The sequence below is a fragment of the Deinococcus koreensis genome (assembly GCF_002901445.1).
Classification (GTDB): Bacteria; Deinococcota; Deinococci; order Deinococcales; family Deinococcaceae; genus Deinococcus; species Deinococcus koreensis.
The window spans coordinates 2,061,879-2,073,542 of sequence record NZ_PPPD01000001.1 but is presented as its reverse complement, the minus strand read 5'-3'; the positions used below and the strand labels follow the sequence as shown (position 1 = coordinate 2,073,542).

13 protein-coding genes are annotated in these 11,664 nt (G+C 71.7%); 8 read left to right on the top strand and 5 right to left on the bottom strand.

Annotated elements, in window-relative coordinates:
- Positions 1-54: 54 nt before the first annotated feature.
- The 3 genes from CVO96_RS09895 to CVO96_RS09885 all read right to left on the bottom strand — a co-directional run bounded on the left by CVO96_RS09895 (position 55) and on the right by CVO96_RS09885 (position 3,485).
- Complete coding sequence (locus tag CVO96_RS09895; RefSeq protein WP_103312085.1) at positions 55-885, bottom strand: isoprenyl transferase; 831 nt, start codon at positions 883-885, stop codon at positions 55-57.
- Positions 886-994: 109 nt separating this feature from the next.
- A complete protein-coding gene (gene mutY, locus CVO96_RS09890; protein ID WP_103312084.1) occupies positions 995-2,065 on the bottom strand; it encodes an A/G-specific adenine glycosylase in 1,071 nt (356 codons plus the stop codon).
- Positions 2,066-2,144: 79 nt separating this feature from the next.
- Complete coding sequence (locus CVO96_RS09885) at positions 2,145-3,485, bottom strand: hypothetical protein (RefSeq protein WP_103312083.1); 1,341 nt, start codon at positions 3,483-3,485, stop codon at positions 2,145-2,147.
- A 258-nt stretch (positions 3,486-3,743) separates the two neighbouring features.
- Here CVO96_RS09885 and CVO96_RS09880 point away from each other — a divergent pair, with 258 nt between their 5' ends.
- Both CVO96_RS09880 and CVO96_RS09875 read left to right on the top strand, forming a co-directional pair.
- Positions 3,744-4,157: a ketosteroid isomerase-related protein gene (locus tag CVO96_RS09880; protein WP_103312082.1), complete on the top strand. Its 414-nt coding sequence runs from the start codon at positions 3,744-3,746 to the stop codon at positions 4,155-4,157.
- On the top strand, positions 4,154-4,741 hold the full coding sequence (locus tag CVO96_RS09875; protein ID WP_103312081.1) for a GNAT family N-acetyltransferase: 588 nt from the start codon (positions 4,154-4,156) through the stop codon (positions 4,739-4,741). The genes CVO96_RS09880 and CVO96_RS09875 overlap by 4 nt, the downstream gene beginning before the upstream one ends.
- A 9-nt stretch (positions 4,742-4,750) precedes the next feature.
- On the opposite strand, the gene CVO96_RS09870 is transcribed toward CVO96_RS09875, so the two are convergent.
- Positions 4,751-4,993: a hypothetical protein gene (locus CVO96_RS09870; RefSeq protein WP_103312080.1), complete on the bottom strand. Its 243-nt coding sequence runs from the start codon at positions 4,991-4,993 to the stop codon at positions 4,751-4,753.
- Positions 4,994-5,017: 24 nt separating this feature from the next.
- Positions 5,018-5,482 carry a GNAT family N-acetyltransferase gene (locus CVO96_RS09865; RefSeq protein ID WP_165795265.1) on the bottom strand — a complete coding sequence of 155 codons (465 nt, stop codon included), beginning with the start codon at positions 5,480-5,482 and terminating at the stop codon, positions 5,018-5,020.
- Between the two features lie 114 nt (positions 5,483-5,596).
- Here CVO96_RS09865 and CVO96_RS09860 point away from each other — a divergent pair, with 114 nt between their 5' ends.
- The 6 genes from CVO96_RS09860 (at position 5,597) to CVO96_RS09835 (ending at position 11,585) form a co-directional block, all read left to right on the top strand.
- A complete protein-coding gene (locus CVO96_RS09860) occupies positions 5,597-6,229 on the top strand; it encodes a hypothetical protein (protein WP_103312078.1) in 633 nt (210 codons plus the stop codon).
- A 74-nt stretch (positions 6,230-6,303) separates the two neighbouring features.
- The gene (locus CVO96_RS09855; protein ID WP_103312077.1) at positions 6,304-7,836 is read left to right on the top strand and encodes a phytoene desaturase family protein; all 1,533 of its coding nucleotides are present in this window, start codon (positions 6,304-6,306) and stop codon (positions 7,834-7,836) included.
- 160 nt (positions 7,837-7,996) lie between these two features.
- Positions 7,997-9,022 (top strand): carotenoid biosynthesis protein, encoded by a 1,026-nt coding sequence (locus tag CVO96_RS09850; protein ID WP_103312076.1) that lies wholly within the window; start codon positions 7,997-7,999, stop codon positions 9,020-9,022.
- Positions 9,015-9,701, top strand: coding sequence for a lysophospholipid acyltransferase family protein (locus CVO96_RS09845; RefSeq protein WP_243398274.1), 687 nt, complete (start codon positions 9,015-9,017; stop codon positions 9,699-9,701). The genes CVO96_RS09850 and CVO96_RS09845 overlap by 8 nt, the downstream gene beginning before the upstream one ends.
- Complete coding sequence (locus CVO96_RS09840; protein WP_243398273.1) at positions 9,698-10,792, top strand: glycosyltransferase family 2 protein; 1,095 nt, start codon at positions 9,698-9,700, stop codon at positions 10,790-10,792. Before CVO96_RS09845 ends, CVO96_RS09840 begins: the two co-directional genes overlap by 4 nt.
- A 58-nt stretch (positions 10,793-10,850) precedes the next feature.
- Positions 10,851-11,585, top strand: a complete 735-nt coding sequence (locus CVO96_RS09835; RefSeq protein WP_103312075.1) for a hypothetical protein — start codon at positions 10,851-10,853, stop codon at positions 11,583-11,585.
- Positions 11,586-11,664: the final 79 nt, after the last annotated feature.

Below are 11,664 nucleotides of genomic sequence, written 5' to 3'. Positions count from 1 at the left end.
TCTGAACCGTTGCTCTCGGCTAAACCTATGCCTGTTCGTGCCACGGAGAACGCGCTATTTGCCGAAGCGGCGGTCGCGGCCCTGGAAGTCGCGCAGCGCCCGCAGGAAGTCCACCCGGCGGAATCCCGGCCAGTACACGTCGCAGAAGTAGTATTCGGAGTACACGCTCTGCCAGAGCATGAAACCCGAGAGGCGGATCTCGCCGCTGGTGCGGATGATGAAGTCCGGATCGGGGGTGTCGGCCGTGTAGAGGTGCGCGCTGATGTGCTCGGGCTGCAGGGCCGCCGCCACCTCGGACAGGCTGGCCCCGGCCTGCGCCTGGGTCTGCAGGTGGGCCTTGACCGCGTCCACGATCTCCTCGCGCCCGCCGTAGCCCACCGCGATGTTCAGGCGCATCCCCTGGTAGTGCGCCGTCTTCTGCTCCAGCTCCCGCAGGGCGTCGAGCACCGTGGGCGGAAACTGATCGTGCTGCCCGATGGCGCGCACCCGCACCCCGTTGGAGTGGATGCGCGGATCGGTGGCCAGCTTGCGCGCCTCCTGCTCCAGCAGCTTCAGGATGTGCGCGATTTCCTCGGGGTCGCGGCTGGCGTTGTCGGTGGAGAGCACCCAGATGGTCGCGGCGGGAATGCCCAGTTCCAGGCACCACTGCAAGACCTCGTGGGCCTTCTCGGCCCCGAAGGAGTGGCCGACCTCGCGCTGCATCCCGGCGGCGCGCGCGAAGCGGCGGTTGCCGTCCAGGATCAGGCCCAGGTGCCGGGGCAGCTTGCCGTGCGAGCCGACCTCGCGTGCCAGACGCTGCTCGTAGCCCCAGAGCAGGGCGCCGCGCGCGGCCGTCCGTGTTTTCTGGAGGGTACGGACAGCGGCTTTCACGGGCTTGCGACTCATAAGCGGGGTCAGTCTAGCGCCTGGGCCGCGCGTCCAGCGTCCACACAAAGGTGCGCGGCGCCGGGAGCGGCCCCCGCGGCCGCCCCTGGGCACCCAAGCGCCCTGCGGCTCACAGGACGAACAGCGAGTCCTGACGCTGCGCCACCAGGGCCAGCGCCTTCTGATCGAGCCGCGAGAGGGCGGCTTTGGCCACGGGCTGGGCCGACAGCCGGGCAGCGGGCAGGGCATGGCCCCGGACGACCTCCAGCACGATCCGCCGGTGGGTCATGGTGTGGACGACCTGCCCGAGAAGCGGGCCGGCCTGCACGTGCAGCCGGGCACACAGCCGCTCCAGGGCCTGCCGTGGGCTCTCCCCCGCCCCGACCTCCTCGGCCGGCAGGCCCATCAGGCCGCCCAGCAGCCTGCCCGTGCGCCGCTCCAGCACCGCCTCCTGCGCGTCGCCGATCAGCAGGGCCACCGCGCGCCGTTCCTGCACGGCGGCGCGCACCTTCGGGGCGGGGTACGCCGCCGGATCGCCGCTGGCCCGCGCCGCGCAGAAGGCGGCCAGGGGGCACAGGCCACAGCGGGGCGCCCTGGGGGTACAGACGGTCGCCCCGAGATCCATGAGCGCCTCGTTCCAGGCACCGGGCCGGGCCGGGTCGAGCAGGGCGTCGGCGCGGGCCTGCACCCAGCGCTCTGTGGGCGCCGGCTGGGCCGACAGGCGGGAGAGCACCCGGCGCACGTTGCCGTCGTTCACGGCCTTCGCCTCGCCGTGGGCCAGACTGGAGATCGCGGCGGCGGTGTACGGCCCCACCCCCGGCAGCGCCAGCCAGCCCTCGGAGCTGCCGGGAAAGCCCTGCGCGGCCACGATCTGGGCGGCGCGGCGCAGGTTGCGGGCGCGGGCGTAGTAGCCGCAGCCCTCCCAGGCCTTGAGCACCTCGGCCTCGGGCGCGGCGGCCAGGGCGTGCACGTCCGGGAAGGCGTCCAGAAAGCGCTCGTAGTAGCCCAGCCCGCGCGCCACCTGGGTCTGCTGCAGCAGGATTTCCGCCACCCACACGCGGTAGGGGTCGCGGCCCCCCTCCGGCCCCGCGCGCCAGGGCAGCTCGCGGCCCGAGGCGTCGAACCACTCCAGCAGGGCCCGGCGCAGGGCCGGCAGCTCATGGGGAGCCGTGGTCTGTCCTGGCGCGCCAAAGTCCGTCACCGCGCCAGTGTAGGGGCGCGGTGACGGAGGGAAGGTGGGCGAAGGCCCGGTGGAGGGTGGGCGCCGGGACGGGCGGGGCTTAGACCAGCACCTGATCGCGCCTGACCGGCGTCCGCACGCGGCGGCGCACCCCGTCGGCGTACTCGGCCATGTCGGTGAGCAGGTCGCCCACGCCCACGCGCAGCAGGTACTGGCCGCCCGGCAGGGGCGTCAGGGCCAGGAAGGGAGCGCGGCTCAGGGTATCGAGGATGCTGCCCAGTTCGGCGAAGTTCACGCCGCTGCCCAGCCGCTCGGCCAGCCGCTGCACGCTGACCACGCTGTGGGCCGGCTGCTGCGCCAGGGTGAGCAGCACGAACGAGAAGGCCCCACGCTGCGCGAGGTGAGAGCTGACGAGTTCGGCCACGCTGGCGGCCGATTCCAGATCGACGCCGCCGGCCTTCCAGTAGCCCCGCAGATCGACCGGCGAGAGCGGCGCCAGCCGGGCATGTTCGATCAGCGCGACCAGCGCCTCGCGGGTCAGGCGTGCCACGGCTTCGGGGCGCTCCAGCTCGGACGTAATCTGCACGCGGTAATCGGCCGGCTCGCTCCAGGCCGGACTGCGGCGCGCGGCGTCGTCGCGGGCCACCAGCACGGTGTAGGCGTGCGTGCCCAGTTCGGCCCGCAGCTGGATCACCCCGCCGCCGAGTTCTTCCAGCCGGTAGCCGGTCAGGCGGGCGAGTTCACCCAGCTGCGCCTCGGCCTCGGCGGGAATGGGGCGGGGCGCCGGAGTGGGCCGCAGGGCGGGCCCGGCCCCCAGCGCGCTCTCGATCCGGCCGGACGCCGGCCCTCCCTCCGGGAAGCGCACATCCACCGAGCGGGACGGGGCGGGCGCGGGAGCCGGGGCCGGGCCACGAGCCGTCTCGGCGGCGGGACGGGCCGACTCACCGCGGGCCGACTCGTTCCGTGGGGACTCGGCGCGGGCCTCCGCCGGCACGCGGGCGTCAGCTGGGCGGGCATCGGCCGGGCGCGGCTCGCCGTTCAGCTCGCTCGGCGTGGGCGGCACGGGGCGCACCTCCTGCATCCGCACTTCGCGGACGTGGGGGGTCGAAGAGATCACCACCCGGCGCGTTTCGGTGGGGGTCTGGTACTCACGGCGCGGAGCGGGCGGCACCGCGTGGGGCTTGACGATGGCCTCGACCTGATAACGGGCCGGGGCCAGCGAGGTGATCATCAGGACATCGTTCACGTTGAGGTGCTGCGCGTGGTACACGGCCCCCAGTCCCCAGACCCGGCCCCGTTCGCGGTCGACCTGTACGGCGTGCTCATCACCCTTGTCATCCAGGAACACCGCCGGGCCGCTGGTGGGGAAGGTGGATTCCAGGTACTTGAGGAGGCGGAGGCTGCCTTCCTGCAGGCAGGGGCGGGTGATGATGTAACGCATTGATTTCACGCGGGCGTTCCTCCGTTGGTCAGCGCCCTGGTGACGACACCGGACGCGTTAAGACTTTTAATTTGCTCTTAAAGTAGCAGAACTCAGGCCGTGTGGGCGCTGCAATCCCCCAGCGCGCGGCCGTGGCCCCCCCTTTGTCAGGACTCTGTCTCCCATCATCCTCTGGATCATGAATGGTCACTGAGCCTACCTTGACCTGAGGGAAGGGTGGCCGAAATCCAAAGGCCGGGCCCGCTTTATCCTGGGGGCATGAGCCCCGCCTCCTCCCAGACCCTCGTGCAACGCTATTACGCCGCCTTCAACGAAGGCTCGGCCCCGGACATGCTGGCCCTGCTGACCGACGATGTCCGCCACGACATCAACGAGGGCAGGGCGCAGACCGGCCTGGACGCTTTCCGCGCCTTCCTGGCCAGGATGGACGTCCACTACCGCGAGCGCGCCGAGGATCTGGTCGTGCTGGTCAGCGAGGACGGCACGCGCGCCGCCGCCGAGTTCGTGATCCACGGCGAGTACCTGGAGACCGACGAGGGGCTGCCCGAGGCGCGGGGACAGCGTTACGTGCTGCCGGTGGGTGCCTTCTTCGAGATCCGCGACGGAAAGATCGCCCGCGTGACCAACTACTACAACCTGGCCGACTGGACACGGCAGGTGGCCGGCGCTTGAGCCTGAGCGTCACGGCCCTCAGCGGCCCCGAACTGAGCCCCTTCCTGCCCGATCTGGCCCGCCTGCGGATCCTGGTCTTCCGGGCCTTTCCCTACCTCTACGACGGCAGCGCCGAATACGAGGAGCGCTACTTGCAGACCTACCTGGACGCCCCCGACGCCCTGATCGTGCTGGCCCGCGACGGCGCGGAGGTGGTCGGGGCGAGCAGCGCCCTGCCGCTGATCCAGGAGACGCCGCAGATCCGCACACCCATCGGCCCGCCCGAGTTCGACCCGGCCGACATCCTGTATCTGGGCGAGAGCGTGCTGAGGGCCGAGTACCGGGGCCGCGGCCTGGGGCACGCCTTCTTCGACCAGCGCGAGGCGCACGCCCGGCGCCTGGGCCTGGGCACCACGGCCTTCTGCGCCGTGCAGCGCCCCGAGGATCACCCGGCCCGGCCCACGCCCTACCGCTCGTTGCACGCCTTCTGGGCCGCGCGTGGCTACACCGAGCGCCCGGATCTGCACACCACCCTGAGCTGGCAGGACGTGGGGGAAGACCACGACACGCCCAAGCCGATGCGGTTCTGGGTCAGGCGGGGCTGATCCTGCCGCTCAGCGCTGGGGATGGTGCCGGGCGTTCTGGGCCGCCTTCTCGGCGTCCAGGCGTTTCTTGTTCCGGGCCCAGCCGTAGGAGCGCACGGCGTCCACGGTGAACCACACGGTCAATCCGCCCAGAATGGCGAACCAGACCCAATTTCCAGCACGCAGCGTCGCAACCGCCCCGATGGCACACAGCAGCGCCAGCACCACGCTGAACATGAACACGATCTGGGGGGGCACGCGGCGTCCGAACATGGGGGCAGCGTAGCCCCCCGTTTCTTACTCGCTTCTGTCGGACACCTCGCGGGTCAGCATCACGCCCTGCAGCTCATCGACCTCGTAGCCGCAGGCCTCATAGAACGCCTGCGCCTCCGGATTGTCCGCCAGCACCCAGACCTCCCCGATGCCCGCTTCACGCATCTGGCCATGCAGGGCGGCCAGCAGCGCCCGCCCCACGCCCCGGCGCCGCCATGCCTCCCGCACGCCGATCTCGTCGAACATCACGTGCAGGGCGGAACCGTGCCGCTGCCGGTGGACATACGCCATCAGGAAGCCCACCGGCTGCCCGGAGTCGTCCTCGGCGTGCCAGTGCCAGACGTGGGGGTCGGAGAGATAGGCGCGGGCGTCCGCAGGGGCGAGTGGCGGGCTGGGGGCCTCGTCCGTGAAGTCGGTTTCCTCGCGGGCGACGTACTCCAGCGCCCCCTCGTCGCCAGGGCGCAGGCGGCGGACGGTAAAGGCGGACATGGCTCCAGGGTGCGCCCCCGAAGGCGGCCCAGGCATCAGCGTTGTGGCGCATCACCCGGCGGGGGCTGCCGCAGCTGCCTTCATGCCACCTTCATATTTCGCCTACGCTGAGGCGTGACCTTTCCCGAAGACATGCTCGCTGCCCCGGCCCGGATAGCCACCGCCCCGAACGCGGCTCTGGGGTACCTGCTGAACATCGTCCTGCCCGGCGCCGGCTTCACTTATATCGGGCGCTGGGGCTGGCACCTGGGCTGGTTCGCCGTGCTGTGCGGCCTGAACGTCGTGGCGGGGATTCTTGCGGCGGCGACCGGGACGCCGATCCCACTGATCCTGCCGCTGATCGGCTTCGTGGTCATGCTGGTGCACTTCGGGCGGGTCTATGCGGAGGGTCAGGATCGGCACTTCCGCCCCCAGCTGGAACGGCCCATCAAGCTCGCACTGATCCTGGGGCACGCCTTCCTGGGCTTCATGCTGACCGGCATCCTGGCCGCCGTCCTGATCCCGAACCTGCTGGCAGCGCGGACGAAAGCCGTCCGGGCCAGCGAGCAGGCGGTCGCCCGCCGGATCCAGGTGCAGGCCGCCGTGGCGCAGCTGGGCGGCACCCTGGCGAACGGTTCCTGCCCGCTGGAGACCCTGAGTCCCGACCAGCGGGCCACCATCGAACGCTGCACCGTGGAGACGACCACGACCGACGACCTCCTGCTCACTGTGGACTTCACCTCGGGCCGAACGGTCTCGCTGCCCTGAACACGCCCGCAACCCCGCCGAACTGAGGGAGGCATCCAATTCCGCCTCCCCGGCCCATGCCATCCTGACCACAGATGCCGGATTTTGACGTGATCGTGATGGGCGCGGGCCACAACGCGCTGGTGACCGCCGCCTACGCGGCCAAGGCGGGCCTGAAGGTCGGCGTGTTCGAGCGGCGGCACCTGGTCGGCGGCGCCGTGAGCACCGAGGAACTGGTGCCGGGCTACCGCTTCGACTACGGCGGCAGCGCCCACATCCTGATCCGCATGACGCCGGTGGTGAAAGAGCTGGAGCTGACCCGCCACGGCCTGCACTACCTGGAGGTCGACCCGATGTTCCACGCCTACGACGGCGAGACGCCCTGGTTCATCCACCGCGACGCCGGGCGCACGGCGCGCGAACTCGACGCCCTGTTTCCCGGCCAGGGGGAGGCGTACCTGCGCTTTCTGGACGACTGGACGCCGTTCGCGCGCTCGGTGGCCGACCTCTTCAATTCAGCGCCCGGCCCGCTCGACATGGGCAAGATGGTGGTCAGCTCCGGCAAGGGCAAGGACTGGATGGAACAGCTGCCACGGATTCTGAAGCCCTACGGCGAGGTGGCGAAGGAGTACTTCACCGACGAGCGCGTGCGCGCCCCCCTGGTGTGGATGGCGGCCCAGAGCGGCCCACCCCCCAGCGACCCGCTGAGCGCGCCTTTTCTACTCTGGCACCCGCTGTACCACGAAGGCGGCGTGGCGCGGCCCAAGGGCGGCTCCGGCGGGCTGACCCAGGCGCTGAAGCGGGCCATCGAGTCGGACGGCGGACAGGTTTTCGTGAACGCCCCGGTGAAGGACATCCTGGTGAAAGAGGGCAAGGCCCAGGGCATCCGGCTGGAAAACGGTGAGACCTACACGGCCCGCGCGGTCGTGTCGGGCGCCCACATCCTGACCACGGCGGGCGCGCTGCCGGACGAGTTCGTGCCGGATGCCGCAAAGCAGGTGCGGGTCGGCAACGGCTTCGGCATGGTGCTGCGCCTCGCCCTGAGCGAGAAGGTCAAGTACCGCCACCACACCGAGCCCGACAGCCGCGTGGGCCTGGGCCTGCTGATCAAGAACGAGCAGCAGCTCATGAAGGCCTACGGGCAGTATCTGGCAGGCGAGCCGACCAGTGACCCACCGCTGATCGCCATGAGCTTCTCCGCCGTGGACGACTCGCTGGCTCCCCCCGGCGGCGAGGCCCTGTGGCTGTGGGCGCAGTACTACCCCTACGAGCTGAGCAGCGGCAGCTGGGAAACGCGCACCGCCGAGGCCCGCGAGAGCATCCTGAATGCCTTCGAGCACTACGCGCCGGGCACCCGCGACACCATCGTGGGCGAGCTCGTGCAGACGCCGCAGTGGCTGGAGAGCAACCTCGGCCTGCACCGGGGCAACGTGATGCACCTGGAGATGAGCTTCGACCAGATGTTCTCCTTCCGCCCCTGGATGAAGGCCAGCCAGTACCGCTGGCCGGGCGTGAAAGGGCTGTACCTGACGGGCGCGAGCACGCACCCCGGCGGCGGCATCATGGGCGCCTCGGGCCGCAACGCCGCGCGGGTGCTGGTGAAGGATCTGACGGGGCGGTGGAGGTGAGCGTAGAAGTGCCAAGCAGCTTGAGTGGGTCACACGCCCCCTCACCCCGGCCCTCTCCCACGAGGGGAGAGGGAGAAAAAATCTGTGCTCCCCTCTCCCCTCGTGGGAGAGGGGTTGGGGGTGAGGGGGCGTGTGACCATCGCCACTGCCCATCCCCCGCATGATTCGCCTCTCCCCCACCCTGCTCCGCTTCGGCCTGGCCTTCGCGGCGCTGGGGGTGGCCTTTCTGGGGGCGCTGCTGGTGCTGGCCGACCAGCGCGCCGGCTGGGCCCTGATCGCCCTCGGGCTGCCCCTCTCCGGCCTGCTGGCACTGGCAGGCGATTCACTGGGACGGAACTTCGCGCCCACCCTGAGCCAGAGAGTCCGGACGCTGGTGGCCCAGACCCGACCCTGGATGTGGCTGGTCGCGCTGTACGTGGCCCTGAAGATTCCCGTTCCGCTGTGGCCTGAAGGCTTTCCGATCCTGGGGCTGGCGAGCACCGGGGCGCTGTTCGTGGCGGCGCTGCTGTTCGTGTGGGAGCGCGAGAACCTGAGCAAGGCGCTGATCATGGCGGCGCTCGCTTTTCTGGTGGGCCTGGGGGTCGAGGTGCTGGGCAGCCGCACGGGCGTCCCCTTCGGCCAGTACACCTACGCCGGGGCGCCGGCCCCCACGCTGCTGGGCGTGCCGCTGATCGTGCCGCTGGGCTGGTTCGCGCTGACCCTGACCGCCAGCTGCCTCTCGGGCGGGCGGCCCTGGCTGGCGGGATTGCTGATGATGCTGTGGGACGTGGGCCTGGAACCGCTGATGACCGCGCAGGGCTACTGGACATGGAGCGACCCGCTGGGGCTGTGGGCCGGGGCACCGCTGCAGAATTTCCTGGGCTGGTGGGCGGTGGGCACCTTCCTGGCGTGGCTGTTCACGGGACTGGCGCCGCACCTGTTCGGCCTCAGGCAGCCGGAGTGGGCCTGGGCGCTGCCCTGGTTCGCGCGGGGCTTCCCGGAGGCGGCCGGGCCGAGCCTGAGCCTGCTGCCGCGCCCGGCCCTGTCGCGCAGGGGAGCGGCGCTGGGCTTCGAGGTCGCCTATCCGGTCGAGACCTTCTTCCTGCCGGGCGGGCTGGTGCTGGTCGGGCGGTATCTGGAGGCCGGGGTGACGCTGGTCGCCATGCTGGGGGGGCTGGCGCTGGCCCGGCGGGTGCGGCGTGGCTGAGTCTGCGAGTCACCCCTGGGCGACCGCGCTGCTGCGGGCCAGCGTGCGCGGCAGCGTGCGCCGTGAGCTGGCCGGCGTCTGGCTGCGCGGGCCGCTGCCCGGCAGTGGGCCTGGGGGCGGGGCCGTGCTCGCGCCCAACCACAATTCCTGGTGGGACGGCTACCTGCTGCGCGAGGTGGCGTGGTGGGCAGGCGCGGACTTCCGGGTGCTGATGACCGGGCGGCAGCTGTCGCGCTTTCCCTTCCTGCGGCGGCTGGGGGCGCTGTATCCGGCCGAGGTGCGGCCAGCGATCCGGGCTGCGCAGGCGGGGGCCTGGGTGGCCGTGTTTCCCGAGGGGATGATCCGGCCGGCCGGCGCGCTGGACACCCTGCAGCCCGGCGCCGCCTGGATCGCGCGGCAATCGGGGGTGCCCCTCGTGCCCGTGGGCATCCGGGTGGTCATGCGCGGCGCCCGGAAACCCGAGGCGTACCTGCGCGTGGGCCCTGCCGCCCGGCCCGGCGAGCTGGCCCAGGGCATCGAAGCCGAGCTGCGCGCCCTGGACGCCGAGCTGGCCGCCAGCGATCCCGAGCAGCCGCTGGCCGGCTACCTGCGGGTCAGCGGGAAGCCCGCGCAGGGCGGCCCGGACACTCGCCCGGACTGGGCCTCCAGACTGCTTACGCTGGTCACAGGAGACCGGTGAGGAGGAGGCGGGCGGGCTGGGCGACTTCCCTCTACCGCTCGCTGGCCTTCGGGTGGCTGGCGACCAAGGCGGCCGTGCTGCTGGTGAACGCCGTGACCTTTCCCCGGCTCACGCCCCTTCCTCTGCCCACGCCCCGCCCCCGTGTCTCGCTGCTGGTACCGGCGCGCGACGAGGCGACCAACCTCGCGGTGACCCTGCCCGCCCTGCTGGCCCAGGGGGCGGACGAGGTGATCGTGCTGGACGACGGTTCCTCTGACGACACGGCGCAGGTCGCCCGGCGCCTGGGCGCGCGGGTGGTGTCGGGATCGCCCCGCCCGGACGGCTGGTACGGCAAACCCTGGGCCTGTCAGCAGCTCTTCCTCGCGGCCACGGGCGACGTGCTGATCTTCACCGACGCCGACGTGACCTGGCACGCGGGCGCGCTGGGCGCCGTCCTGCATGAGCTTTCCCGCACGGGGGCCGACCTGCTGAGCGTGCAGCCCCGCCAGGCCAACCAGACCCTGGGCGAGCGGCTGCTGACCCCCCTGGTCGACAGCGCCGTGCTGTCGTATTTCCCCTACCCCCTGATCGGGCTGCCGCAGCCGGCCGCGAGCATGGCGAACGGGCAGGTCATGGCGCTGCGGCGCGCGGCGCTGGACCCGGTAGGCGGCTTCACGGCCGTGCGCCAGGAGGTGCTGGACGACACCTGCTTCGCCCGGCACCTGAAAGCCTGTGGCGGGCGGCTGGCGGTGGCGCTGGGCCAGGACGCCATCGGCGTGCGGATGTACCGCTCGTACCCGGCGTCGGTGACGGGCTTTTCCAAGAACGTGCTGCCGCTGCACCTGCGCTCGCGCCCCCTGCTGGTGCTCAGCGCGCTGGCGCACCTGGCGGTGTACACGCTGCCCTGGCTTCTGCGCGTGCCCGGCTGGCGGGCGCTGCGCGTGGCCTCGCTGCTGGAGCGGCCGCTGGTGAACCTGATCACCGGCCGCCGCCGGGGCCGCGATCTGGCCGAGGGGCTGCTGGGGCCGGTCACGCCGCTGCTGGCGTGGCCGGTCTACCGCCGCGCGCTGCGGGGCCGCGTGAGCTGGAAGGGGCGCGAGTACCGGCAGTGAGGGGGAAGGCCCGGCCTCGTCTCAGACCCTCATCAGCAACGGAACCCAGGCTCAGGGCATGACCGACCACAAGTGGAGATGCGGGGCGCTGCTGGGGGTTCTGACGCTGGTTCCGGGCACCGGGGCGGCCGGCTGGCGCGAGGGGTCTTACGCGGACATCGGCACCTGGCAACAGGTGCGCTTCTGGTGCGACACGCCGGCGCGGGTGCTGGCCGTGACCTCGCCTGCCCGCGTGCCGGGGCCGGCGACCCTGTCTGAATGGATCGGGAACCAGCGCCGCACCTCCCCCTTCCGTATGGAGCGGGACGACGCCGGCGCGGGCAACGTCTACACGCCCCTGACCCCGGCCGGCCAGCCCGCCGCACAGACGCCGCGCTTCTTCGTGCACCGCTCGAACATCGAGAATGTCAGCGACCCGGCCTACCGCCTGAGCCGGATCAACGAATTCCGCGTGCCTGCCGGGACGTTCCGCTGCCGGTATGTGCCGCAGGCGGCGGTGCTGGCGGCCACCGCGAAGCACTCCATCACGGTCTGGGAGGCCGGTAGGCGCGTGACCTACGCCAGCCGCAACCGGGGCGGCACGCCGGGCGTATTCCTCACCGGCGGCGTGCACACGACCACCGCCCAGGGCCGGGAGCGCTATGTCTGGACGCGGGCGGGGTACCGCTACGAGCTGGAGGTCGGCAACCCGGACGCGGGAGCCCGCGCCGGCGGCGTCCTGAACGTCTGGCGGGGAGATCGGCGGCTGAGTTCCTGGCCCCTGCTCGCCTACACCCTGAGCCTGCCGAAGTAGGGAGGCAGACCAGGCCGGATGAGCACGGGCCGGCCAGGGGACACGGCGCCCTTGCGCCGGCTTCCACATGGCCTATCCT

What these genes read in the sequence shown, in the direction of transcription:
- CVO96_RS09835 (WP_103312075.1), top strand. Translation starts at nt 10,851, where the DNA reads ATGACCGACCACAAGTGGAGATGCGGGGCGCTGCTGGGGGTTCTGACG.
- CVO96_RS09850 (WP_103312076.1), top strand. Translation starts at nt 7,997, where the DNA reads ATGATTCGCCTCTCCCCCACCCTGCTCCGCTTCGGCCTGGCCTTCGCG.
- CVO96_RS09855 (WP_103312077.1), top strand. Translation starts at nt 6,304, where the DNA reads ATGCCGGATTTTGACGTGATCGTGATGGGCGCGGGCCACAACGCGCTG.
- CVO96_RS09880 (WP_103312082.1), top strand. Translation starts at nt 3,744, where the DNA reads ATGAGCCCCGCCTCCTCCCAGACCCTCGTGCAACGCTATTACGCCGCC.
- CVO96_RS09870 (WP_103312080.1), bottom strand. Translation starts at nt 4,993, where the DNA reads ATGTTCGGACGCCGCGTGCCCCCCCAGATCGTGTTCATGTTCAGCGTG.
- CVO96_RS09865 (WP_165795265.1), bottom strand. Translation starts at nt 5,482, where the DNA reads ATGTCCGCCTTTACCGTCCGCCGCCTGCGCCCTGGCGACGAGGGGGCG.
- CVO96_RS09885 (WP_103312083.1), bottom strand. Translation starts at nt 3,485, where the DNA reads ATGCGTTACATCATCACCCGCCCCTGCCTGCAGGAAGGCAGCCTCCGC.
- CVO96_RS09895 (WP_103312085.1), bottom strand. Translation starts at nt 885, where the DNA reads ATGAGTCGCAAGCCCGTGAAAGCCGCTGTCCGTACCCTCCAGAAAACA.